The organism is Paenibacillus puldeungensis (assembly GCF_042678945.1).
Taxonomy (GTDB): domain Bacteria; phylum Bacillota; class Bacilli; order Paenibacillales; family Paenibacillaceae; genus Fontibacillus; species Fontibacillus puldeungensis.
Window position 1 is genome coordinate 153,031 of sequence record NZ_JBHTLM010000005.1, and the last position, 22,930, is coordinate 175,960.

Below are 22,930 nucleotides of genomic sequence, written 5' to 3' on the forward strand. Positions count from 1 at the left end.
CTCGTTAGCGCTAACTGTTTACCGGTAGCTTAACTATAAAAGATGACGTTACGTAAGGTGCAAGCATAATTTTCTATTAACATTCTTTCGCTATTTCCATACCCATACCCTTTTATATGGGAATAGTCTATTCAAGCTAAATGCCCACTGATCAGGCGATGTAATAGCCCCCTTCTTAATAATCAAGCAGACGTCCATGATCATGCCAATTGCCATACATTTTGTTTTCTCTGGTGTTAGCTATAAATTTGTTTAATCGGCTCTCAAATAATTCAGGCTGGTTCCTAATGCTTTGAATGGTGTCTATCCGGACTCTTTTATATAGGTCCGGGAATGCCATGAAATTAATATAAATCTGCCTTTCCTCTTTCAGCTTTTGTTCAATATCACGATCAAGCTTAAAGGAGCCTGCATCCATTTTAGGAAGCACCCTACGGCCTTCGTCCCGCATTAGTCCCAGCTTCTCAAGCCGGCGGACGCGTTCCTTATTCAACTCAGTCCAGGAGCTTCTCGGTCTTCTAGGCGACAGCCTCTGCGCAAGCTCCGTTTCGGATATTTTCTTTTTGACTCCATCGATCCATCCAACACATAAGGCCTCCTCGACAGCATCTAAATATAACACCGTATCGGGTCTGGGCGTCATACTGATTACAATCCAGCAAGAGGTTTCCGTCTTACCATAATCCTGTAGCCAGTTCCTCAATTCTGCCCTCGATCTTAAAGGGACCAGCCTTTCAATTTCCATAGAGCCCACCTTTGGGGTTTGCACCCCATCAACCCATGGCTACAAGTATGAGACTGACTATCCAACCGGATAGTAAAAAATAACTTCCGCTGACAAGCCCATATAATAGAGGCCGTGGAATGTTTGGGTTTATTCCTGTGTTGACGGTCGTTGCAGCCAGTAAACCTGCTCCAACAATGCCACCGAAAATGATCGCATCCCGTACGGATTGAATTTGGAAGGCTTGAATCAAAATGGCCATTGCAACGACGGTTACGAAGCCGCAAACAAAGGGACCCGCGATAAATATAGGAGCTGGCTTTTCTTTGGGTGAACTCTCCTTTCCTAAAGCACGAGCATAAGCTTTTCCGAAGAAAAGAGTAAACCATACACCTCCCAGTAAAGAGATTGCCACCGTAGCGAGTGCAACAGCAATCCAATTGATGTCTCCTAAAATTGATAAATCGACCAGCATGTGATTTCCTTCAGGATGATTCATGACTTTAGTCTCCTTTGCTATTGATTTGTCTTCTATCCTCATAATAAAAAAAGATGTATGACAGCAGTCTGTCATACATCTTCATAAAGCTGGAGTGCTTTTTGAAGCCGCTCCTTTATGACCCTCCGCAGTTCGAGGGGCTCGAGGATTTCAGCTCCACCTCCGAACCCCATCAGAATCGTCCATAACCATTTTGCTTCCAATGGCCTGAAGACAGGAATCCGCATCGTCATACTCCCATCGTCATGAAAATCCTTATCCACCTGATTAAACTGATCCAAGGCTTCCGCTAAAGCCTCCTTATTTACTCGGATCAGGACGTCCACCGGTTGTTCGTTCACAGCCTTATTTAACGCTTCCCCTTCCTCCGGTATATCCTGATGTGGTTCGAAGGTTTCTTGTGTCAGAGACAAATTCATCAACCGAGATAGTCTAAATCCCCTGTAATCCAGCCGAGTTCGGCAAAACCCGTAAACATACCAATTACGGTATTTAAAATAAAGTCGCACAGGCTCTAAATAACGAGTAGTATGTTCATTCCTCGCATTGATGTAATCAAATCGGACGATAGTTTGACGGGCAATGGCCATTCGTATATTACGAAGTGCATCAGACTCTGTGCGGTAGGTTTCCAAGTCTACAGATAAGCTTACGTCACGTTTTTCCGCCTCAATGGTCTGTAGTCTTTCGATGGTGCCTTGCGCTCGCTTGTCATCAAACACGGTAGATAAGCTTCGGAGTACAGTAATCAGTGAATTGATATCGTACGAACCGAGCAAACTTTTATCCATTTTGTAACCGTCCATCATGCCATATCCCCCATTACTACCCTGATACGAAACAACGGGGAATCCGGCGGCACAGATGACATCAATATCACGATAGATCGTTCTTTGGGAAACTTGAAACTCTTCAGCCAGCATGGATGCGGAGAGAACTTCATGATTTAACAGCTTATAAATGATGGAGATCAACCGCTCCAATTTCACATGCATCCCCGCTCCCAGATAATTTCATTATCGATAACTTTTCCTCGTGAATTTCGGGACCTGATAGCATTCCTATTTACCAATGTATGATACGTCGGCTTGCTCCGCAAGGAGCCAGCGGCGTACATGCTAGACATAATGGCTATTATGAAATATTGCGTTATTTATAGTGTGGTTCACCGTAACGGAGGTAACGGCGAAATTTGGATGTAAAAAAAGAAGGATGGAGCATCCCGCTGTTCTCCACCCTTTTACTTGTCAATATAAAATAATGACAACCATCAATCCGTTGTCACGATTTTTATTCTCATAGAGCATTCAACACTCATCTTCTTCCTCCTGCTGACCGCTGTACGCAACGTTCCCTCTCACATCGTCCCTATGGTCATCTACCCACGCCTGAGGCTCACGAGTATGAATAATTTCTTGCAAACGCTCAATTCGTCCGCGTAAAGCTAGGCAAATCGCTTGACAGCGAGCCTCGTCTACGAAAAGCGAACCACGGAAAATATTCCTTACCTCATCTTCAATTTGGTCCAATAAAGACAAGTCCAGCCAATCGAAGGAGGTCACCAGCTTGATCTGCTCATCATGATTCTGCTTGAACGGCTTGCAGGTCAGCTTGCTGTCTGCACTAATCAAGCCAAGCGGCTTGGAAAACCAAAGGGATGATCCGCTATCATAAATCGGAGCTGGCCCGATCCAATCCAATGTCTCCACTTGTCGGATCACGCCAAAATTGTTCTGATGCCGATCTTCATTGGCAATAAGGTAATCCACAACCATCATCCGATCAAGCGCCTCAACAATGCCGGGGATGCCTAGCGCTTTACAGCAGTTCACGTAATGCTGATACACCGATATATGATTAGGCTTTTGCTGGGTATGCATCACATACCAAGCGGTAATCAGCTCTGTCTGCGGGGTTATGAAATTTTCGCAAACACTGTAAGGATAATCTTCCTGCTCCATCAGCGTATACGGAACATAGGGGATGCCTAGCCGCTCCATAATCTTGCTGGCAATCACTTCATTGTACGGCTCCTGCTGAGTAGCCCCGCTTCCTCCTTTGACCAGAAAGCGTTTTCCGTCTATAATCGTCCATTTCTTCTTTAGCCAACCATCGGAGGTATTGTCCGGCGACATCAGACTCATTGCATCGGATGAGCCTTTGCCGAACAACACATTCCCCACGTCCTCCGAAAAGGAATTGTCGAAAAAGTTAATGGCACTCCACATCAAACCCGATGCAGAAGGACGAATCCAATATTGATCGGACAAGCTGAGTCCGTAGCTTTTATCCAGCAGTTTTTGAGTCGTAGGCAAATTCAGCTCCAGGAGCGCTTCTTTAATTCCGTCCCGGCTGGCCGGAATTGCGCGTCCTCTCCACCATTCATTCAGCGCTGCCCGATCTATTTTCCCCTTCTTGACAGGTATTCCTACAGGCACATGCTGCTTGGCATAGACTTGTCCAATCGCTGAAATGGAGACTGTCTCTACATCCAGTTCAATCTCAGCCACAGGTTCATTTTTATGCATGAGTGTGTAGGATGTATTCCAAGCATCTGCCATACCGTTCACTCCATTTCCTGGTTCCCTTACTTCGAATATTTTTATTATAACAAGCTGGCGAGAATTTCGTCATGAATGCTTAAAATTTATCACGACTTTGAGCTTACTTGTGATACGGTTCACCGCGCTGCCTTTACGGCAAGTTAAGGCCAGCCTTCTCGGCTAGCCTTTATCCATCGTTCACTTTTTCGCAACAGGTATCCAGATCTCACTTTTAAACGTTGGGGATGATACGTCTTTGCTTTCATTCCATAAGATTTCCGGTCCCGTGGTTAACTCGTAATTTGCAGAGGGGAACCATTCAGAATATATGCGCCCCCACACGTTCTGCAATGTATCTGGAAACGGCCCTATGGCTTCAAAAACTGCCCAGGTTCTCGAAGGGACCTCTAATTTCGCCAGTTGCTCAGGACATTCTAGTGTGGTAGCTACACCGATATAATGATCAAGCTCCCCATTTTCCACCATCCGTCCTTCGGAAAAATTCGTCGACGCTTGAATGATTCCCAACGGTTCGATATTAGAAAGCTTCTTGAGCTGATCGATGAGATCGCTAGTTAAGTTGTTCCACATTGATGAAATTTCTGAATTTACTCCGTTAAATTGGATGGGTACTCTCTTCATGATGCCTACGATACGAAACGGCTCTTTTTCTACAATACGGTAATTCATAGCGCTTCCTCCCTGGATGGTTAATTGGAAGGTCATTCGCGGATAAGCTTTTAAAGATGTGACATGAGACTTTACCGATGAGGGCAAGATCCCGTGCAAACCCTGAAAGGCTCTGGAGAAGGCATCTGCCGAGTTGTATCCGTATTTCACTGCCACATCCACAATTCTTAAATTACTGGTCTGAAGCTCAAATGCAGCTAGTGTCAAGCGCCTCCGACGGATGTACTCCGATAGCGTGATGCCCGCGAGGAACGAGAACATTCTTGAAAAATGATACTCCGAACAATGAGCCAGTTTAGCCGCTTCCTTCAAGTCAATGTCCTCCGTAAGGTTTCCTTCAATATACTCTAAGGCTTTGTTTAGACTTCCCAGCAAATCCACTCGAATAACCTCCCTTCAGTTTTAGAATAGCAAGGTTCGTAAACACCCATCCGACATCTCGTGCACCGTTTTGTCGTGTGCGCAAAAAACTTGCCCATATTTAGGATATTGCTCCCCGCGCTGTATCTAAGCACAAATTACAATTTGACCACAAAGAGTACATCAGCATATATAAAAGAAGCCGCTCCTGACATATGGAGTGGCTTTCTAGCACTAAGTATCTCGTCCCAATGGTCCATTTAACTCTGCTATTATACGATGCAATATCTTTTTGCTATCTTCGTCTTTGGATCGAGGTTCCCTGCCAATTTGTTTGTAAACTTCCTTTTCCTCCAAAAGTTGTCGAGGGTTTAAGACATGAGCCGATAATCCGTTTAGCATAAAGCTCTGTGGTAACAACGAATCGTGTCGCCATACCCACTCTGGCAAGTCATTCATAATAATGCTTCCATCATTGGTATTGGTGATGTAGCCAAATGTAATGTCTACGTCATCCTTGCGAAAATCAGACTGTCTCCCACGAAACTGCTCTTTCACAGGAGTCTGTTCAATAACCAGCTTCGGCAAGAGCGCACTCTAACTGCTCTCTGTTTTGTATCCACGTTATCAAGTCTATATCGTCATGTGGACGGGTGACCTTCCCAAGTAAAAAATCGATTGCCCATCCACCACGCAACTAGAATTTGCATCCAATTGTTGCACAAATCGTACTGATTTCACTTAACACCTTTAATTGTGACTCTGTTTGATTTTCAAACATTGGCTCTATCATAATAAACCCCTTTTACAAATGATATTCTTATCTGTCCGCACTAATAATACCATATGTTGGAATTAATATGATACATCGTAATCGGTTCAAATCTCATTCATAGTCGGGATGTGGAAGTGACCCGCCCCATCGAAACAGTTAATTACCTGCCCGTCCTTTCGAATGCTCCCGAACCAGTGAGAGGAATGCGGCCGCTGCCGGCGACAACATCTCCTGCTTCCGGGTACAGACGGCAATCGGATTCAGCAGCGAAGCGCCTTTGACCATCACACGGTCCACATCCCCGCGCTCCACATGGTCCCTTACGGCCAGGGAAGAGATAAAGATAGCTCCGTAGCCCGCCATGACGGCCCGAACCATCTCGTTCACCCCGTTAAATTGCAGACCGACCTTGGGAGGATTCACGTTCAATGCCCGGCACAAGGAGAAGAGACGCTCACGGGTAGAGCTTCCCTCTTCACGCAGAATGAAGGGAACCTTCATCATTTCCGCTAATGTAATTTCCTTCCCGGCGTATGGATGGTTTTTGGGGACGATAAACCAGAGCTCGTCCTCCAGAAGCTCCTCCCATTCGATGCCCGGTTGCTCCTCCCAGCCGCCTCCGTAGACGGCTACCTCCGCATCGTACTGCAGCAGCCCCTCCACCGCTTCCCGGGAGTTGGCCGTCGTCAGGACCACTTCCACGGAGGGATGCTCCTGCTTGTAGAGAGCCAGCCATTCCGGCAGCAGCAGATTGGCTGGCAGATAGGTGGCAACGATCCGCAGGATCCCGCTGAACCCGGCCTTGTATTCCCGGACCGCTTCATCCAGCTCACGCTCCAACGCAAACAGTCGTTTGGCGTGGCTGGCCAGCATCCGACCCGCATCGGTCAATAGAATACCACGCCCTTTGGCGGCCAAAAGCTGGATGCCCAGCTCCTTCTCCAGGTTGCGTACCTGGGCCGTAACCGCAGGCTGGCTGATCCGTAATTCCTCCGCGGCGCGGGTGACTCCGCCTTTTTCGGCGATGGTGTGGAATATTTTAAGGGCGTGAAGATTCATAAGATGACCTGCCTTCTACATCAAAATTGATGGATAACGAAAATATATATATTTTTCTGATGAATCGTTATGCTTTATTATATGGGTTAGGGAAAATTTTCACAATGGTTCAACGTTAATGATTAAGGAGAGAAAAAGCATGAGCAAAACTAAAATCGTCTGTACCATCGGTCCCTCCAGCGAAAGCCCCGAAATGCTCCGGAAGCTGATCCAAGCCGGTATGAACGTCGCCCGCCTGAACTTCGCCCACGGAGAGCTGGACGAGCACGCGGAGCGCATCCGCCGCATCCGGGAAGCAGCCAAGGAGCTGAACCAATACGTTGCCGTCATGCTCGACATCAAAGGTCCGGAGATCCGCATCGGTAAAATGGCCTCGGACTACGCGGAGCTGGTACCCGGTGAAACCGTGGTTCTGACCACCGAAGAAGTACTCGGCACCAAGGACCGCATCCACGTCACCTACAAGCAGCTGCCCCAAGATGTGAAGCCCGGCAGCATCATCCTGATCGATGACGGTCTGGTCCGTCTGGAGGTCGTAAAGGCCGAAGGCACCGAGATCACCTGCCTCATCAAAAACGGCGGCAAGCTGAAGCAGCGCAAAGGCGTCAACGTTCCGGGAGTCAAAACCAGCCTTCCTGGCGTAACCGAGAAGGACGTCCGGCATATCAAATTCGGCATTGAGCAGAACATCGACATCATCGCCCAATCCTTCGTCCGCAAACCCGAAGATATTCTCGAGATCAAACATATCCTCAGCGAGCACAAGGCCGGCCATATCCAAGTCATCGCCAAGATCGAAAATGACGAGGGCGTGGAGAACCTGGACGCCATCCTGAGCGTAGCCGACGGCCTGATGGTTGCCCGCGGTGATCTGGGCGTAGACCTGCCGGTGGAGGACGTGCCGCTGGTTCAGAAAGAGATGATCAAGAAGTGCAACCAGGCCGGTAAACCGGTCATCACCGCCACCCACATGCTGGAATCCATGCAGATGAACCCGCGTCCGACCCGTGCGGAAGCGGGCGACGTCGCCAACGCTATCTTCGATGGCACCGATTGCGTCATGCTGTCCGGCGAATCCGCCGCAGGCAAGTACCCGCTGGAGTCCGTCGAGACCATGGCCCGCATCGCCGCCCGCGCCGAGTCCGCCATGGGACGCTACGGCCACTGCAGCTGCAAGGGTGACGGGGCCGCCGCCATCGACATAACGGGCGCCATCGGCGAAGCCGTTGCCCGCGCCGCCCTCGAGCTCTCCGCCAAGGCCATCCTCGCCCTGACCGAAAGCGGCTTTACCGCCCGGATGATCGCCAAGCACAAGCCGGCTGCACCGGTCATTGCCGTATCCACCAAGGAGAGCGTGCTGTACGCCCTGTCCTTGACCTGGGGTGTAACCCCGCTGCTCCGCAGCGAGTCCGCTTTCAACACGGATGCAGCTGTAGCAGATGCCGTTAAACTGGCCAAGTCGGCCGGTTACGTACAAGATGGCGACCTGGTGGTCATCACCGCAGGTGTCCCTGCAGGCTGCGCCGGAGCCACCAACCTGCTGCGGGTTCATCGAGTAGGCGAAGCGCTCTAAAAAAAACCATCCGTGGCAGGATCCTATCGCACCTGCTGCGGATGGTTTTTGTTTACCCTGCGTCCCTATGCGAACCTTCCTGCTGGCGGCAAGAAGGTGTGCAATGGACCCTACAAGGTTTGTCGGTGATCCTCTACCGTATGGTCTGGTTGGGACGCGTATTGGCTAAGTTCGAGTGCATCTTCTCGCTTTCTTCCATGGGGTTTCCACATTGGATACAGGTGAATAGTAACAAAAGCATTAATTGAAACTCAAATACTTGCCGCTACTTATGATACGGTTCGGCAACGAAGTGCTGGCCTCGATCGCAGAAAAACACAACAAGTCCATCGCCCAGATTGTGCTTCGCTGGCTGGTTCAGCGTGGAGTCGTTGTCATTCCAAAATCGGTGCACAAAGAGCGGATCGTCGAAAACATCGACATTTTCGATTTTGAGCCCCGCGCGAACAATATGGAACAAACTTCGACCCTCGATACGCGGGAAAGTCTCTTCTTATCGTACCACGATCCGGAAGTCGCCAAGAGGATGGGCAACTGGAGAATCGATCTGTAAACCTCAGTCGAAAGACAAACTCATTACGCGTTGATCATCATCTATTAAGAAAGGATAGGCTGGCATGAACTGCCCCCTGTCCTTTCTTTACTTGAATTGATAATTCAATTACCCACAAATTGTACCCTGAAAATATACGACTACATATCACGAAGCAATGAAGTATTCAATTCCGCTCTTCCCAGGTAGCCGCTGCAGATGACAGGGCGGTTAATGATTTCATATAATTTTTCCGTATTATACTCTTGGCTCCAAATTTCAAACGATTCAAATTCCTCCTTAGAAATTTGGTGGTACTCCGGGGTGTCGGTGATCCCCGTTAGGACTTCATACGCGTAGATATTGTCGCCAAACTTTCCTACAGATTGATATCTATCTGTTTTCAGGCGAATGTACTCGTTGTATCTCAAGGTCATCACTCCATATGTATCATTGAGTACAACTATAATAATCTGCCCTCAAGTACGTCCAAAAAAGTCAGTGAAAGCTGCCTTCTGGACGGCCCTTGTGTATTTTATTGTTTCCCAATTGAAGAATAAGAACCTCAGGTCCAAGCCCAAAAGAAACCGTCACGGTCCCAGGCAATTCGGCCGCCGTGGAGCTTGCGGAAAGCCTTCTTTACCTCTTTGGACAGCGACGCATTTCCATTCTCATTCACGAATACAAATTGCTCACCGAAATTGGCCTTCACATATTCAATCGCATCGGTCTGGTATAGTGATCCCTTTAACCTGATTTCCTTGACCATCCATTCCGACACTTGCTGCGCGGTTACTTCCATGAGATTATTCTCCTTTATACTCGTTTAGCCTGTAATGTGCGGTAACAACTGTACTTGAATCTTAACGTGCAGCCCAACGGAAAGCAATACTCATTAATCTTAGCAGAATTATGCTGTACCTTGCTTCTTTAAGAAGAACTTTTTCAATAAGGGCTCCAGCATCTCGATATCATGATTCTAATCATACAAAAATACCTTCATTTCCCACTATTATCGTATTTTTCATCACATGCAATAGGATTTTACACTGATAAATTTAATAATATATGCCTTATTGCACCTTAGGAGGTAATAAAATGAACAAGTACGACGAAGCCATGAGGCTGCTGGAAGAACAAGTAGGTAACAAGGACGGCCTGATCTCTCTGTCCACCATCGCGCTGGAACCGGGGGCCGATGGCAAATGTCGTCCCGCCGCCCGCATTGTGGACGCCTATTATGAGGACGGCGCATTCTACACCGTCACCTACGCGACCTCAAACAAGATGCAGCAGATCGCCCAAAACCCCGAAGTCGCCGTTTGTATCATTGTCGAAAACTTTACGGCAGATGGTATTGGTGAAAACCTGGGCTGGGTGTGTGACGAGAAAAACGCGGAGATGATGACAAAGCTGCGCACAATATTCGCCGATTGGTATTACGAAGCCAATAACGACGAGGACCCTAACACATGCCTGCTGCGTATTCGCTTGACAAAGGGCCTGTGGAATGACGCCCATAAAGGGATCAGAAATGAGATTGATTTTGTCAATAAGACGGTAAATTAAATAGTCTATGAGGTTCTCTATATTTGCTTATTAGGTTGCTGCCATTGGGGTATAAGGATACTATGTATTTCGACTTATTGAATTAATGTGAAGTAGACATTTGATAACAGACAATGTTAGCTCAAAGGGAGTGTCCGCAAACTCCCCATTTTTGCTAAATTTAGAGACACCCAGTTAAATGGTGCCTCTAAATTTAACTTATGATCCGATCCTTATAAGGTTATAATCACTTTTCCTTCGGAGTGGCCAGTAGAAACTTTATTTAAAGCCATATTAATGTCATCAAATTTGTAAACTGAATCTATAGCAGGCTTAATATCTTCATCCTCAACTAGTTTCGTCAGTTTTTGTAATTGCCTGCCATTGGCGGACACGAATAAGAAGTGATATTCTTTATTCTGTTTAACTGCTAATCGATCTAAACGAGCACCTACTAAACCAAACAATAGCTTTTTCCATATCGGAAAGTTATTTTCAACAGCAAAGCGGTAATTGGGTAAAGCCTTTAATGATACCAATTTCCCTTGGGGTTTAAGAATAGCAAGTTCCGTTTTAATCTCTTTTGCCCCTAATGTATCGATAACGTAATCAATATTAGATAGCAAATCAAAATAATTTTCCTCTTTATAGTTAATGAATTGATCAGCGCCGATGGACAGTGTACGTGATCTACCTCTTTCACTGCCGCTCGTAATCACATATAACCCCATTGATTTGGCAATCGGGATTGCCATCGTACCAAAGCCACCGGTTCCTCCAGGAATAAATAGCTTTTTATCAGGCTGAACATGAAGTACATCATGCAAGGCTTGATATGCAGTCAAAGCCGTGAGGGGTACCGCGGCGGCCTCAATAAAAGAAAGATTTTTAGGCATAACGGAAATCGCATCCTCATGAACTGCCACATACTCAGCAAAAGCTCCGATTTTATTTATTGGTAGCCTCGTATAAACGGGATCTCCAACCTTGAATTTCACAACATCTTTTCCAACAGCCTCAATAACGCCGGATAGTTCGTTTCCTAAAGTTAAAGGGAAGTCATAATCGGCAATCATGCGAATACTACCATTTAAAATTAGGATGTCTAAGGGATTTACACCTGCAGCCTTTACTTTGATAAGAACCTCATGGTTATTGATTTCCGGTATTTTTATATTGTTTATTTCTACTTGGATTTGTTTTGAATATTTTTTCATTTGTGCAGCTTTCAATTCTTCATCTTCTCCTTTTCTCATTTATCTTAATTCCACATTCGTTTATTGGAAAAATTGATGGCGTACTTTAACTTGTACGCCATCTTAAAGCAATATCCATGTTACTGTTGTTGGGATTGAAGTTCTTTCATCGTAGGGTAATCTGTGTAACCCTCGTTTCCGTTACCAGAGTACAATGTTTTACGATCTGCTTCATTCAAAGGAAAGCCTTTTTTAAGACGTTCAACTAAGTCCGGATTAGCTAATGACCATACTTCGACTGGCGCCATATCAGCAAGGCCATTATCAATATCTACACTAAGATCTTGTAGAGCCCGTCCAGCTCTATTGACTAATAATGGATTTGGCCAGATGTTGCGAATTTCTCGGAGCAGTGTTTCGTTCCCTAAATGCATAACATGGAGGTAAGCTAAATTATATTGAGCTAATTCTTTTACAAGGTGAAGATAAACTTCAGGACCGTGTTCGCCTTCATTAATTCCGTTAAGAGGTGTTCCTGGCGAAATACGGAAGCCTGTTCGTTCTGCTCCAATTTCTTCAACGATTGCTTTCGTTACTTCAATTGCAAAGCGAGCTCTGTTCTTTATCGATCCACCGTATTTATCCGATCGTGTATTAGAATTCTCCCCAATAAATTGATTAATCAGATAACTATCATCATTTAAGCTGTGGGTAAATAGCAGCTACACCGCCAGCGAGAGCACGCTGGAGTTGACGGCTCGGTTCATCAGCAAGAATTTCAAAGCTATCGGACTCTATTCCATCAATTGCAATTTTTGCAATATCAGCAGGGTTGGACTTCGGAGCTTCAATGCCTGATGTCATGTCTGTATCCATAAAGCCCACATGCAAGCCAGCTACTCTCACATTTTGAGGATACAGATTTAAGCGCAACTCGTTCGTCATTGCCCACGCAGCCGCCTTTGCAGCCGAATAAGCGCCTTCACTCCCGCCACTACTGAACCATGATAATGCGGAAAGGATATTCAGTATGGATCCCCCACCATTATTAATAAGAATAGGTGCGAAATTGCGAATCATGGATAATGTGCCAAAGAAGTGCGTATTAAATTCCAACTGTATTTGATCAAGATCACCGTCAAGCAAAGTAGCTCCTGTAGCAGAGCCTGCATTGTTGATCAGAAGCGTAACATCTTGAGCGGCCATAGCAGCTGCCGCTACCTCTTGAGGGTTCGTAATATCAAGCTTTACAGGAATTGCACCGGGAATGTCAATGGACTTTGGATTTCTGGCTCCGGTATACACCTTAGCCCCTCTGGATATAAGTTCAAGGGCGAGATGGCGACCAAAACCTCGGTTCGCGCCAGTGACAAATGCAACTTGTTGAGAAATATTCATTTTATGTCTCCTTTTATCGTATTTTGTTTATGAAATTGTTTTTTGAAGCTATTCGGTCTGCGTTTTGATGCGTAGTAGATACGGTAGCGAGTATTGCTCAATATTCGCTCCTTATTGAGAACGATCATTCCCAATTTCGCAAAAAAAACTGCGTACCTTATCCTGTTGTTTTTGTGTGTTGTGTTGTTTGTTATTTTAACTGCGCTGATAAACTTCATTGTAAAGCAAAGCTTTAGAGCTTCTTTCTGCGATTATTTTTGAGAATGTTCATTCTAAAAAAGGTATAAAATAAATCGATCTGAAAGAACATGGGTTAGCAGAAGGGAGACTTTTCATATCTGAACTGATTACCCTCATTCTTCCAAAAGTTTCATCGAAATATGAGTAATACGGTGAAGCTTTTCTTTGGAAGCCGAGGTTCTTGCCATTACCCTTAACCCAATCCATACATTATGCAGATATTCAGCCAATTCCTCAGCATTGTATGTGGAGGTGAATTCACCTTCACGCTGTCCCCAAAGAATAATCTCCTTGAGCAATTGCTCTGCTGTCGTGAATGCTTTCGTGGCCTTGTTGTCCACTTCTACGTCGCGTGCCGCCAATTCTACGGCCGAATTCACCATTAAGCAGCCGGCTGGCGAGTCCTCATCCCCGTCGATCATGAAGCTAAAAATAAACTGTAATGCCTCCGATGCGGTCTTGGATCGTCTAACCCCTCCTGCAAGCGCGGCACTGATTTTGTCGTCAAACCGATCCATCGCTTTCAGGAACAGACTATGCTTATCTCCAAAAGTATCATACAAGCTTCTTCGATGAATACCCATATGCTCAACCAACTCGGTCATGGACGTTTTCTCGTACCCCTGCTCCCAAAAGAGCCGCATCGCCTTATCCAAAACCTCTTTCTCTTCAAACTCCTTGCTTCTCGCCATTCCCATCTCCCTCCCTCAATGAATATAGCATATTGAGAACGATCAGTAAAGAATCGTCATGTTCTTTTTTGAATGACATAATATTTCCACGGAGTTGGTTGTCCTACAATTCTACATATTGGAACTATCCTGCCCGTTAGCTCAACATAAAAAGAAGAACGCTCCCACGTATTCGCTTGGGCTACGTTCTCACTACTTCTAGCTTTTAGTTTAACGTACACATTGTTTTTCATGCTCTTCCAACTAAAATTTAGCCGTCATTTGTGATACGCCGTCTGCTCAGGCTTTTATTCAAATCCTTCTAATACGATTTTACCGATTGTGCTGCCTGACAAGCTCTTGTGAAATGCTTCCTTCAGGTTGGCGGAATTAATTGGCGTGATAAGCTCTTTTATCGTCGTTCGTATTTTCCCCGCATCCACGAGATTAGACACTTCGTTAAGCAACCGATGCTGTTCAATCATATCGTCCGTCTGAAATGCCGAACGAGTGTACATCAATTCCCAAGCAAAAGTCACGCTTTTTACAAACAATTCACCAAGGTCAGCCGGCTGTTCAAATGGCAAAACCGAGCAGATTTTCCCTTGCGGCAAAATCACCTTCTTCATCTCATTCAAATGCTGATCCGGGTTATTCAAAACAAAAATATACGGAACGCCATTCAGGCCAAGCTCCTTTAGCTGAGGCTCAAGCGGTTTATGATGATCGATAACATGATCGGCACCGTGTTCTTTCGTCCATTCGATTGACTCGGGACGCGAGGCCGTAGCGATGACCGTAAGACCGGCAAGCTTGGCCAGTTGAGTAGCAATCGATCCGAGGCCCCCCGCAGCCCCGATAATCAAGATACTTCTGCCCTCATTATCCAATGGATTCTTAGATATGCCCAGGCGGTCATAATAAGCTTCCCACGCTGTAATGGTTGTCAACGGTAAAGCCGCTGCCTGCGCGAAATCGAGGCTTTTCGGCTTTTTGCCGACAATTCGTTCATCGACCAAGTGAAACTCGCTGAATCCGCCGGGGCGAATGATGGTTCCAGCATAATAAACTTCGTCGCCGACTTTGAATAAATTGCAATCCGGTCCTGCTTCGACCACAACCCCGGCTACGTCCCGACCGGCTATCGTTAGCGACGAATCGTCCGGTTTTTTGTCCTTGTGCGACCGCCAATCCGACGGATTGACGGATACCGCCTTCACTGCGACGAGCAAATCCCGCCCTGACGCTTTTGGTCTCTCCACTACAACCTCCTGAAACGGCGGTACTCCTTCTCCCGGTTCGTAATATCCGATCGCTCTCATCATCTCTTGCTTAGACATTGTCTTACCATCCTTTCTTAACTTCTTCTTTTTTTGAACGCAGCAGTGCCTTGTGTCAACAGGATGCGAAACAGTGATTTCCACACGTTATAATTGGGCTTTGGCTTGTTTCCTTTACCAATCCTTAGTAACTGTTGCTCATACCACCCAAGTTCTAACAGGGAGGCACTCTTATCAATACTTTTAACGCCAGTTTTTATAGGATTTGTAGTAATACTTGTAAATTTTCCTTGGGAAGCTTGATTCGGAAGGTCGGGAACTAAAGCGAATGGCTTTCCTATTCCAACCATATCGATTCCACTATCGGTTAAAGCTTTTGTCATTCCATCTAAAGATCTAAATCCCCCCGTTACGACTAATGGAGAACTAGTTATCTTTCTTACCTTCTCCGCGAATTCCAGAAAATAAGCTTCTCGTTTCTTAGTGCTTTCTCTCGCTTCTGCAACTAACATCTTTGGTTGTTCATAGTTCCCGCCGGAGATCTCGATTAAATCGATCCCTAATTCGGATATCTTTTTAACGACTTGCATGGACTCCTCTTCTGTAAAGCCCCCCCGCTGAAAATCCGAAGAATTCAATTTTATACCTATCGGAAACTGCTCACCGACTTGTTTTCTAATCTCCGTGTATACCCGAACTAGGAATCTCATTCGATTCTCTAAGCTGCCGCCCCATTCATCGCTGCGCCCATTATGATGTGGAGATAAAAATTGATTGATCAGATATCCATGCGCTGCGTGAATTTGAACACCTGTAAACCCTGCTTTTTTCGCAATTCTTGCGGAATTTCCAAAACGTAGGATTAGATCTTCAATCTCTTCGGCAGTAAGAGCTCGAGGGGGATTAAAGAAACCCTTGATATCGCCAGAAAGAGGGATCGGGCTTGGCGCGACCGGATCTTGGGATAACATCTTGGGTGATTGTTTTCCAGGGTGATTTAGCTGCATCCATAGATGTGTTCCATTTTCAGTACCCGCTTTAGCCCATTCTTCGAGCAGAACCAGATCACGTTCGTCTTCAACAACAACGTTTCCGGGTTCTCCCTTTGCTCGTCGATCGATCATAACGTTCCCTGTTATAAGAAGTCCTGCTCCCCCTCTTGCCCATGTTCGATACAGATTAACCAACAAACGACTTGGGCCATCGTCTTTTTTAGCCAAGGTTTCACTCAGCGCCGCTTTAAAAAAGCGATTTTTGATGGTCACTCCATTCTTAAGTGTCAATGGCTTGGCCAAGATTGATGTATGATGCAATGTTGTTTACCTCCTCATCGTTTATTTGCTTCGGTTCATGTATAAGAACGATCATTCTAAAATACGCGCAAACATTTATTGCATGAGGGAGAAATGGCTATTGGCAAGGAGGCGACTGATATTTTTGGGAACGACCGTTCTAAAATGAAGAAAAAATGACTCCATCATTTTTCTAAAAATTTCATCGATACATGGGCGATACGGCAAAGTTTCTCTTTAGCAACTGAGGTTCTTGCCATTACTTTTAACCCAACCCCAACATTATGTAGATATTCCGCCAATTCATCGACTTCGTACTCAGTGGTGAATTCGCCGTCCCGTTGCCCCCAAAGAATAATTTCTTTGAGCAGCTGCTCTGCTGTTGTGAACGCTTCAGTGGACTTTGTATCCACATCGGGATCTCGTGCTGCCAATTCCACGGCCGAATTCACCATTAAGCATCCGGGAGGTGAGTCCTCTTCTCCAATAATCATGAATTCAAAAATAAATTGAAGAGCTTCCGTTGCAGTCTTGGAGCGTTTAATTCCTCCTGCAAGCGAGGCGGTTATTTTATTATCAAAACGATCTATAGCTTTCAGAAACAGCTGATGTTTATCGCCAAATGTGTCATACAAACTTCTGCGATGGATTCCCATGTGCTCGACCAGATCGGTCATGGACGTCTTCTCATAACCCTGTTCCCAGAAGAGTCTCATCGCCTTATCCAATACCGCTTGCTCTTCAAACTCCTTGCTTCTCGCCATTTCATTTCCCTCCCGTCATCAATATAGCATATTGAGAACGATCAGTAAAGAATAGATTGTCACCTTAACTCTCCGTCGCAACACTAATCATACCCATTGCATCCTCGAGATAATTCTGTTATACCTTTCCAAAAAGGTTTTCGTCAAAAAAATTCGTCGTTACTTATGGTATGGTTCTCCGTGCTGTCTGTAACGGCAAGTTTTAGGTCATCCTTTAATTTTGTCATGAAGGCGAAAAAAAAGAGGCGAGCCACCAACGCTGCTGCCCGTTGTCCGTTCGTCTCTTCTTTCTCAAAACCAGCTTCCTCAATATTCAGTTAAACCCTCCGTTTACGCGAATTGTCTGTCCCGTTATCCAACGGGCTTTGTCGCTAACGAGCAACTCGAGAGCATTCGCAATGTCTTCCGGTTCACCAAGCCGACCGAATGCGTTCATTCGACGATACGAATCGACCAACTCTGGCGTCTTGCCGTTCAGGAACAAATCGGTTGCCACTTGCCCGGGCGCGATGCAATTGATGACAATGTCCTTGGGACCGAATTCTTTGGCTAATTGGCGAGTCAACTGTTCGACCGCCCCCTTCGTTGCGGCATAAACGCTGTATGTTGGGAGCATCGCGCCCGAGACGGACGTCGAGAAGTTAATGATGGTTCCGCCTTTCGCCATATGCTTCATCGCTTGTTGGCAAGCAAAATAAGTCCCTTTCACGTTGAGCGCGAAATGCCGATCGAAACACTCCTCCGTTACGTCCGCGATCGTATGGTTTTCCATGAAGCCAGCATTATTGACCAGGATGTCCAAACGTCCGAATCTCTCCAGTGTTTCCGAGAACAATGCTTCAACTTCGTTCACTTTACTCACGTCTGCTTGGACGGCTACCGCCTGACCGCCAAATTGCTCAATCGTCTTTACAACCTCGTCCGCTTTGTCACGGCTCGAGGAATAATTGACCGCCACTTTCGCTCCGGAGCGTGCTAATTGAATGGCCACCTGCCGGCCAATGCCGCGCGACGCCCCAGTGACAATTGCGACTTTTCCATTCAAGCTCATTCCCTTTCCTCTCCTTTATCATGTAGTGGATCTATAAATTATTCACCAAACCTTGCTATCTCATTATAGTAAATATTCGTTTCGCCCCGTTAGACTATTCCTGTTCGATTCTTGCCTAATTCTCTTTCGCCTCCCTATAATAAAAGTAAGATCATTCTCCCTGGAAAGGATGGCCTACATGGACACTATGGACGAATCACAGCGTATGAACCAACTTTTGCAGCAATTGGCGCTTTTGATCCATCGCCATGCCCCCACTAGCGGAATATATCGAACGGCCGTTCCTAATTTGTCTCTGATGCATGCCACTCATGTGTCGGAACCGCTGGAGTCCGTCAACCTACCATCTATTTGCGTCGTAGCGCAGGGTGTGAAGACGGCCACGTTGGCTGGAGAAATGTACCGGTTCGATCCTTCGACATACTTGGTAACTTCCGTTGAATTGCCCATCATAGGTAAAATAGTCGAAGCTTCTCCCGTGATTCCCTATTTCAGTTTGAAACTGAGCTTCGACGCCGCCGTCATCCTGGAAATCGTGGAAAAAATGAATCGGCCAGCTTCCGCAGAATCAGAAACCATCCGAGGGATAACCGTAAACCAAATGTCTCCTGCGTTGCTCGAAGTCGTCTTGCGGCTCATGCAGCTGCTCGACGAGCCTCAGGGCATTCCAGTCCTGGCACCGCTTATCACCCAAGAAGTTCTGTATCAAATACTTCAAGGCGAACAAGGTGCGCTTCTTTATCAAATGGCGACCAGCGGAAGCCATTCCTATAACATCGCTCAAGCCATCCGATTCATCATTCGGCAATATGACCGCCCGCTGGCGATCAGTCAACTCGCAAAATCCGTAAATATGAGCATATCGGTGTTTCATAAGCATTTCAAACGCGTAACGGCGATGAGCCCATTGCAATACCAGAAAACGGTGCGTTTGCAAGAAGCTCGGCGGTTAATGTTGACGGAATCCCTCCAAGCCTCTGATGCGGCGTTCCGCGTCGGCTACGAAAGCCCATCCCAATTTAGCCGTGAATATGCCCGTATGTATGGCCGGCCACCCATGCGAGATGTTCAAGAGATTCGCGGTTCGACCAAAGACTCCGAAGTCCTTGCGTGAATTTGTCAAATGACCTATATAATCGTGTAAAACAAGCATTACTTCAAAAACTTGCCGTTACTTGTGGTACGGCTCAGCGTAACACCTTTATAGCGAAATCGAAAGGGACTCGATCGGATGCCTTATACAGAAACTAGTCTCTATGTAATATAAGGCTTTCTCACTCTTCCAGGACAATTTGCTTCAACTGAATGACCGAACTTCTCAGCTCCTGTTCTTGTTCCAAGTAGGCGCAAAGCGCCTGAATGAGCGATCTCTTGGGCTGAGTCTGAGAGATCTCCGTCCCCAGCAATTGAACAATCTCTTGCAGCTCCCTCCGCCGAGCGAGCCCGCCGGGCCAAGCCTCAAGCAGCGCGGTCACTCTGCCGAACAATTCTTCGATAATTCTTTCTTTTTCGTTATTCCAGTCCTTTGAATCTGAATGAATAAATTTTGTGAAAGCGATTTGTCCAAGTAGCCCCTTCGAACCTGACCTAGACATATGTTCGACTAGCGCATCCATTTTATCGACGATGAACCAAGCTGTATCCTCTATCGACAGCTGCTTCACCTCGAAGATGATGCGCTGCAGATAGTCCTTCAGGATCGCACGGTATATAAAAATTAGATCCCAGAGAAACGATTCGATTCTCTCACCATAAACTTCAAGTAGCCAGTATCTATGCCACTCCATCATACGGGCGCGAACATGATTCCTTAGTGAACGGAAAGTTGCGTACTGCGTAATAGGAAGATCTATGAAGTCAACCATAATGTGACTGTATTCAATAAAATACTGAAAGCGAAATACGATTTGATTGACGAGCCGCTCCTTGGGAGTGCCCGTCTCGGTTTGTTTCAGGTGCTCTGCCCGATCAAAATAAACCGTCTGGCACTCGTCGAAAACCGCGCACAATAAGTCTTCTTTGGACGGAAAATATTTGTACACCGAGCCCTTTGCAATGGAACAGTCCTGAGCAATTTCCTGAATTGAGGTCGCCAGAAACCCTTTTTCTTTAAACATCTTAGAAGCCGAACGAATAATATCCTGTTTGGTTACACTCATCCTCACGTATCCCCCACTTGACAACTTTAAACTCATAGTACAAAATTATGAACATAGAGTCAATTGACCCATTTTTCAAAATGTTGAACTGTAGGTCACGCTGGGGCAAACTCAATTTCATAGTTGGAGTGTGATTAATCTTGGAAGAACTTTTGTTTCAATTTCCTAAGACGGCAATAGTCGTAATCGACTTGCAAAAGTGGCTTGGAACCCAGTATGCCCCTCACTCGGCAGAGCAAGTCGTCACCCGCGCCGCCACTATGGTTCAAGCATTCCGTGAGGCAGGCGCATTCGTTGGGCTTGTTCGCGTATCCACGAAAGACTTCAAAGATATGCCTCGTCCGTTACTGGATCAGGCCCCCCCAACCTTCAATCTGGTGCCTGGATGGGATGAAATTGTACCCGAGATCGGAGTCACTGAAACCGATCATTTAATTACCAAGCGCCAATGGGGAGCATTTTACGGAACGGACTTGGATCTGCAGTTGCGCCGGCGGGGCATCACGACGATCGTGCTTTGCGGCATTGCTTCTGGTATCGGCGTAGATACCACTGCGCGTGAAGCCTTCGCCCATGGGTATCAGGTAATTTTTGCGACAGATGCCATGACCGGCTTCAGCGAGGAGGAACATGAACACGTAATTAAGGTTATCTTCCCGCGTATTGGCAGAATCCGCTCAACCGAGGACATTCTTGCTTGCGCCGCGCTTCAATCTTATCCGGCATCTACATAATGGGAGTGGTAAAAATCCCGGGGAATCCAATAAGTGCTTTGTGTTCTATTCATCAGTGTCTTTTTATTGATCCCTGTCCGCCGTCTTCATGAGAGTTATCATTTAAAGCAGCTTAATGATCTCTTCTAGCTCATCGACCAAACCTTTTGCAAGTTCAAAATTCTTATCTTTTAAAGCCAGTTCTATTTTCAATTCAACCGACTTTTTCTTTTGTTCCGTTTCCAAATAGTCTCTATTAAAATGACTCGCATAAATCATCTGTCTAAATTTTCGCATGCTCATTTTTCTAATCGTTTTATCGTCAATGATTAACACATAGTCCATGCCGTTTACGACCGAATAGAAATCATGAGAGATCATCAGAATCGCACCTTTATAGTCTTCGATGGCTTTCTCCAGTGCGATCTGTGTATAGATGTCCAAATGGCTTGTCGGTTCGTCAAGAAGCAGTAAGTTTGCTTTGCTGGCAGACACTTTGGCCAATTGAAGCATGTTCTTTTCTCCACCAGACAAAGATTCGATCTTTTGATCAAGGATCTCTCCTTCAAAATCAAAGTTTGAAAGATACGATCTGATCTCATCGTACGTTTTAAACCCGGCATCGATGAATTCATCCATTATGGTATTGGAGTCTTTTAGCGTTTCGCCTTGAAGCTGAGATAGATAAGCCACTTTAACATCAGCATTGATTTCAATCGACTCATGATTGTTTTTAAAGATTTCTCGGAGCAAAGTCGTTTTCCCGGTACCGTTTGGACCGATAATGGCTACTTTATCCGTAGATTGGATCTCAAAGTTAACATTTTCTAAAAGCAGCTCATCGAAGGCAACGCTATAATCATCGACTTTTACAACAACGGTATCTTCAATTTCATTATGAATGCCAAAATTAATATTCGGTTGCTTAATATCAACAAACGGCGCTTTAATTCTACGTGCTTCCAATCTTTCTTGAAACTTCACTCTAGCTTTTAACGCTCTACCTCTTGAAGCTTCTGAATTATAAGTTGCAATCGCTCTAAGATTATCGATGATGCTGTCGTATCTCTCGATCTCTTCTGCTTCAGCGACTGCGATTTCTTGCAGCTCGATTTTGGTCTGGAGCAACGAGAAGTTATACTCGATATATCGCCCGTCAAACTCTTGGAGCTCCGTGTTTTCAAGGTGTATGATTTTGTTGAAACAATGATTCAAAAGATATCGGTTGTGCGTAACGACCAGCAGCATTCCTTTGTGGGAATTGATCAATTTTTTAAGCCCATTTAGGTTTTCAAAGTCTAAAAACACATCGGGTTCGTCCATGATCATCAAATCAGGACTGCCCAGCATTTCTTTGATGACTTGAATAAGTTTGAATTCCCCGCCGCTCAGAGCAGATACGCTAAGGTCCTTTAGCTTCATGAGGTTGGCCAGGTTGAGCTGCTTATTGATGTTATTTTCGAAATTATCCCCATCCATCGAATCGAATGCATCTAAAGCCAATTGATACTTTTCCAGCAGCGAATCCATATCCGATGTGGTTGCCATTTCCGCATAAATCGATGTGATTTCATCTTGGATCTTAATAAATTTTTCTCCGATATATTCAAAAACGGTCATTTCTTTATTGTGCTCGACTTGCGGGAACTGACTGACATACCCGATTGTACAATCCGGGTCGATCTCCAATTTGCCCTCGAATAAATGTCTTTCCGGGTCCATGAGTATATCGATCAGCGTGCTTTTCCCACTGCCGCTTGTTCCGATAAAGGCGCAGTGTTGTCCCTCTTCGAGCGTAAATGAAATGTTGGTATAGAGTTCTTTTTGCGGAAACGAGAAGGATAGATTATCAACTTTTATCAT

At 45.8% G+C, this 22,930-nt stretch carries 24 protein-coding genes and 1 pseudogene; 5 read left to right on the plus strand and 20 right to left on the minus strand.

Annotation, left to right across the window (positions count from 1 at the left end; all coding sequences use genetic code 11):
* Nucleotides 1-175: 175 nt before the first annotated feature.
* The 8 genes from ACFQ3W_RS09290 to ACFQ3W_RS09325 all read right to left on the minus strand — a co-directional run bounded on the left by ACFQ3W_RS09290 (nt 176) and on the right by ACFQ3W_RS09325 (nt 6,650).
* Complete coding sequence (locus ACFQ3W_RS09290) at nt 176-745, minus strand: YdeI/OmpD-associated family protein (RefSeq protein WP_379318936.1); 570 nt, start codon at nt 743-745, stop codon at nt 176-178.
* A 28-nt stretch (nt 746-773) separates the two neighbouring features.
* Complete coding sequence (locus ACFQ3W_RS09295) at nt 774-1,223, minus strand: DUF1761 domain-containing protein (protein WP_379318938.1); 450 nt, start codon at nt 1,221-1,223, stop codon at nt 774-776.
* Nucleotides 1,224-1,294: 71 nt separating this feature from the next.
* A complete protein-coding gene (locus ACFQ3W_RS09300; RefSeq protein ID WP_379318940.1) occupies nt 1,295-2,212 on the minus strand; it encodes a helix-turn-helix transcriptional regulator in 918 nt (305 codons plus the stop codon).
* Between the two features lie 318 nt (nt 2,213-2,530).
* A complete protein-coding gene (locus ACFQ3W_RS09305; RefSeq protein WP_379318942.1) occupies nt 2,531-3,784 on the minus strand; it encodes a HipA domain-containing protein in 1,254 nt (417 codons plus the stop codon).
* A gap of 180 nt (nt 3,785-3,964) precedes the next feature.
* Nucleotides 3,965-4,837 (minus strand): AraC family transcriptional regulator, encoded by an 873-nt coding sequence (locus tag ACFQ3W_RS09310; RefSeq protein ID WP_379318944.1) that lies wholly within the window; start codon nt 4,835-4,837, stop codon nt 3,965-3,967.
* Between the two features lie 213 nt (nt 4,838-5,050).
* The gene (locus tag ACFQ3W_RS09315) at nt 5,051-5,404 is read right to left on the minus strand and encodes a hypothetical protein (RefSeq protein ID WP_379318946.1); all 354 of its coding nucleotides are present in this window, start codon (nt 5,402-5,404) and stop codon (nt 5,051-5,053) included.
* Nucleotides 5,385-5,513 carry a nucleotidyltransferase domain-containing protein gene (locus ACFQ3W_RS09320; RefSeq protein WP_379318948.1) on the minus strand — a complete coding sequence of 43 codons (129 nt, stop codon included), beginning with the start codon at nt 5,511-5,513 and terminating at the stop codon, nt 5,385-5,387. The genes ACFQ3W_RS09315 and ACFQ3W_RS09320 overlap by 20 nt, the downstream gene beginning before the upstream one ends.
* Before the next feature lie 234 nt (nt 5,514-5,747).
* Entirely contained in the window at nt 5,748-6,650 is a 903-nt protein-coding gene (locus ACFQ3W_RS09325; RefSeq protein ID WP_379318950.1) for a LysR family transcriptional regulator, read from the minus strand.
* A 139-nt stretch (nt 6,651-6,789) separates the two neighbouring features.
* On the opposite strand from ACFQ3W_RS09325, the gene pyk reads away from it, so the two are divergent.
* Both pyk and ACFQ3W_RS09335 read left to right on the plus strand, forming a co-directional pair.
* Complete coding sequence (gene pyk / locus ACFQ3W_RS09330; protein WP_379318952.1) at nt 6,790-8,223, plus strand: pyruvate kinase; 1,434 nt, start codon at nt 6,790-6,792, stop codon at nt 8,221-8,223.
* Between the two features lie 280 nt (nt 8,224-8,503).
* Nucleotides 8,504-8,776 (plus strand): annotated as a pseudogene (locus ACFQ3W_RS09335) (aldo/keto reductase); the annotation flags it as partial.
* Nucleotides 8,777-8,916: 140 nt separating this feature from the next.
* Here ACFQ3W_RS09335 and ACFQ3W_RS09340 read toward each other — a convergent pair.
* Both ACFQ3W_RS09340 and ACFQ3W_RS09345 read right to left on the minus strand, forming a co-directional pair.
* Complete coding sequence (locus tag ACFQ3W_RS09340; RefSeq protein WP_379318953.1) at nt 8,917-9,186, minus strand: hypothetical protein; 270 nt, start codon at nt 9,184-9,186, stop codon at nt 8,917-8,919.
* A gap of 134 nt (nt 9,187-9,320) precedes the next feature.
* Entirely contained in the window at nt 9,321-9,557 is a 237-nt protein-coding gene (locus ACFQ3W_RS09345) for a DUF6953 family protein (RefSeq protein ID WP_379318954.1), read from the minus strand.
* A gap of 296 nt (nt 9,558-9,853) precedes the next feature.
* Here ACFQ3W_RS09345 and ACFQ3W_RS09350 point away from each other — a divergent pair, with 296 nt between their 5' ends.
* Nucleotides 9,854-10,324: a pyridoxamine 5'-phosphate oxidase family protein gene (locus ACFQ3W_RS09350; RefSeq protein WP_379318955.1), complete on the plus strand. Its 471-nt coding sequence runs from the start codon at nt 9,854-9,856 to the stop codon at nt 10,322-10,324.
* A gap of 212 nt (nt 10,325-10,536) precedes the next feature.
* Here ACFQ3W_RS09350 and ACFQ3W_RS09355 read toward each other — a convergent pair whose 3' ends face one another.
* From ACFQ3W_RS09355 to ACFQ3W_RS09390, 8 genes are all read right to left on the minus strand, one after another.
* Nucleotides 10,537-11,559 (minus strand): NADP-dependent oxidoreductase, encoded by a 1,023-nt coding sequence (locus ACFQ3W_RS09355; RefSeq protein ID WP_379318956.1) that lies wholly within the window; start codon nt 11,557-11,559, stop codon nt 10,537-10,539.
* An 80-nt stretch (nt 11,560-11,639) separates the two neighbouring features.
* Nucleotides 11,640-12,221 (minus strand): oxidoreductase, encoded by a 582-nt coding sequence (locus ACFQ3W_RS09360; protein ID WP_379319060.1) that lies wholly within the window; start codon nt 12,219-12,221, stop codon nt 11,640-11,642.
* Nucleotides 12,196-12,897 (minus strand): SDR family oxidoreductase, encoded by a 702-nt coding sequence (locus ACFQ3W_RS09365; protein WP_379318957.1) that lies wholly within the window; start codon nt 12,895-12,897, stop codon nt 12,196-12,198. The genes ACFQ3W_RS09360 and ACFQ3W_RS09365 overlap by 26 nt, the downstream gene beginning before the upstream one ends.
* A gap of 353 nt (nt 12,898-13,250) precedes the next feature.
* Nucleotides 13,251-13,829 carry a TetR/AcrR family transcriptional regulator gene (locus ACFQ3W_RS09370; protein ID WP_379318958.1) on the minus strand — a complete coding sequence of 193 codons (579 nt, stop codon included), beginning with the start codon at nt 13,827-13,829 and terminating at the stop codon, nt 13,251-13,253.
* A 287-nt stretch (nt 13,830-14,116) separates the two neighbouring features.
* Nucleotides 14,117-15,148: a zinc-binding alcohol dehydrogenase family protein gene (locus tag ACFQ3W_RS09375; protein ID WP_379318959.1), complete on the minus strand. Its 1,032-nt coding sequence runs from the start codon at nt 15,146-15,148 to the stop codon at nt 14,117-14,119.
* 17 nt (nt 15,149-15,165) lie between these two features.
* Entirely contained in the window at nt 15,166-16,383 is a 1,218-nt protein-coding gene (locus tag ACFQ3W_RS09380) for an NADH:flavin oxidoreductase/NADH oxidase family protein (protein WP_379318960.1), read from the minus strand.
* Nucleotides 16,384-16,565: 182 nt separating this feature from the next.
* Nucleotides 16,566-17,144: a TetR/AcrR family transcriptional regulator gene (locus ACFQ3W_RS09385; RefSeq protein WP_379318961.1), complete on the minus strand. Its 579-nt coding sequence runs from the start codon at nt 17,142-17,144 to the stop codon at nt 16,566-16,568.
* Nucleotides 17,145-17,457: 313 nt separating this feature from the next.
* Nucleotides 17,458-18,195 carry an SDR family oxidoreductase gene (locus tag ACFQ3W_RS09390; protein ID WP_379318962.1) on the minus strand — a complete coding sequence of 246 codons (738 nt, stop codon included), beginning with the start codon at nt 18,193-18,195 and terminating at the stop codon, nt 17,458-17,460.
* Between the two features lie 187 nt (nt 18,196-18,382).
* On the opposite strand from ACFQ3W_RS09390, the gene ACFQ3W_RS09395 reads away from it, so the two are divergent.
* Nucleotides 18,383-19,309, plus strand: coding sequence for an AraC family transcriptional regulator N-terminal domain-containing protein (locus ACFQ3W_RS09395; protein WP_379318963.1), 927 nt, complete (start codon nt 18,383-18,385; stop codon nt 19,307-19,309).
* A 160-nt stretch (nt 19,310-19,469) separates the two neighbouring features.
* Here the strand turns inward: ACFQ3W_RS09395 and ACFQ3W_RS09400 are convergent, their stop codons facing one another.
* The gene (locus ACFQ3W_RS09400) at nt 19,470-20,354 is read right to left on the minus strand and encodes a TetR/AcrR family transcriptional regulator (protein ID WP_379318964.1); all 885 of its coding nucleotides are present in this window, start codon (nt 20,352-20,354) and stop codon (nt 19,470-19,472) included.
* 140 nt (nt 20,355-20,494) lie between these two features.
* Between ACFQ3W_RS09400 and ACFQ3W_RS09405 the strand changes: the two genes are divergently transcribed.
* Nucleotides 20,495-21,088, plus strand: coding sequence for an isochorismatase family protein (locus tag ACFQ3W_RS09405; protein WP_379318965.1), 594 nt, complete (start codon nt 20,495-20,497; stop codon nt 21,086-21,088).
* Between the two features lie 102 nt (nt 21,089-21,190).
* Here the strand turns inward: ACFQ3W_RS09405 and ACFQ3W_RS09410 are convergent, their stop codons facing one another.
* Nucleotides 21,191-22,930 (minus strand): ABC-F family ATP-binding cassette domain-containing protein, encoded by a 1,740-nt coding sequence (locus tag ACFQ3W_RS09410; protein ID WP_379318966.1) that lies wholly within the window; start codon nt 22,928-22,930, stop codon nt 21,191-21,193.

Bases quoted from the DNA above. Each gene is read 5' to 3' on its own strand.
- ACFQ3W_RS09375 (WP_379318959.1), bottom strand. From the start codon at position 15,148: ATGTCTAAGCAAGAGATGATGAGAGCGATCGGATATTACGAACCGGGA.
- ACFQ3W_RS09345 (WP_379318954.1), bottom strand. From the start codon at position 9,557: ATGGAAGTAACCGCGCAGCAAGTGTCGGAATGGATGGTCAAGGAAATC.
- ACFQ3W_RS09350 (WP_379318955.1), top strand. From the start codon at position 9,854: ATGAACAAGTACGACGAAGCCATGAGGCTGCTGGAAGAACAAGTAGGT.
- ACFQ3W_RS09400 (WP_379318964.1), bottom strand. From the start codon at position 20,354: ATGAGTGTAACCAAACAGGATATTATTCGTTCGGCTTCTAAGATGTTT.
- ACFQ3W_RS09410 (WP_379318966.1), bottom strand. From the start codon at position 22,930: ATGATAAAAGTTGATAATCTATCCTTCTCGTTTCCGCAAAAAGAACTC.
- ACFQ3W_RS09295 (WP_379318938.1), bottom strand. From the start codon at position 1,223: ATGAATCATCCTGAAGGAAATCACATGCTGGTCGATTTATCAATTTTA.
- ACFQ3W_RS09370 (WP_379318958.1), bottom strand. From the start codon at position 13,829: ATGGCGAGAAGCAAGGAGTTTGAAGAGAAAGAGGTTTTGGATAAGGCG.
- ACFQ3W_RS09290 (WP_379318936.1), bottom strand. From the start codon at position 745: ATGGAAATTGAAAGGCTGGTCCCTTTAAGATCGAGGGCAGAATTGAGG.
- ACFQ3W_RS09385 (WP_379318961.1), bottom strand. From the start codon at position 17,144: ATGGCGAGAAGCAAGGAGTTTGAAGAGCAAGCGGTATTGGATAAGGCG.
- ACFQ3W_RS09395 (WP_379318963.1), top strand. From the start codon at position 18,383: ATGGACGAATCACAGCGTATGAACCAACTTTTGCAGCAATTGGCGCTT.
- ACFQ3W_RS09325 (WP_379318950.1), bottom strand. From the start codon at position 6,650: ATGAATCTTCACGCCCTTAAAATATTCCACACCATCGCCGAAAAAGGC.
- ACFQ3W_RS09355 (WP_379318956.1), bottom strand. From the start codon at position 11,559: ATGAGAAAAGGAGAAGATGAAGAATTGAAAGCTGCACAAATGAAAAAA.
- pyk (WP_379318952.1), top strand. From the start codon at position 6,790: ATGAGCAAAACTAAAATCGTCTGTACCATCGGTCCCTCCAGCGAAAGC.
- ACFQ3W_RS09390 (WP_379318962.1), bottom strand. From the start codon at position 18,195: ATGAGCTTGAATGGAAAAGTCGCAATTGTCACTGGGGCGTCGCGCGGC.
- ACFQ3W_RS09305 (WP_379318942.1), bottom strand. From the start codon at position 3,784: ATGGCAGATGCTTGGAATACATCCTACACACTCATGCATAAAAATGAA.
- ACFQ3W_RS09365 (WP_379318957.1), bottom strand. From the start codon at position 12,897: ATGAATATTTCTCAACAAGTTGCATTTGTCACTGGCGCGAACCGAGGT.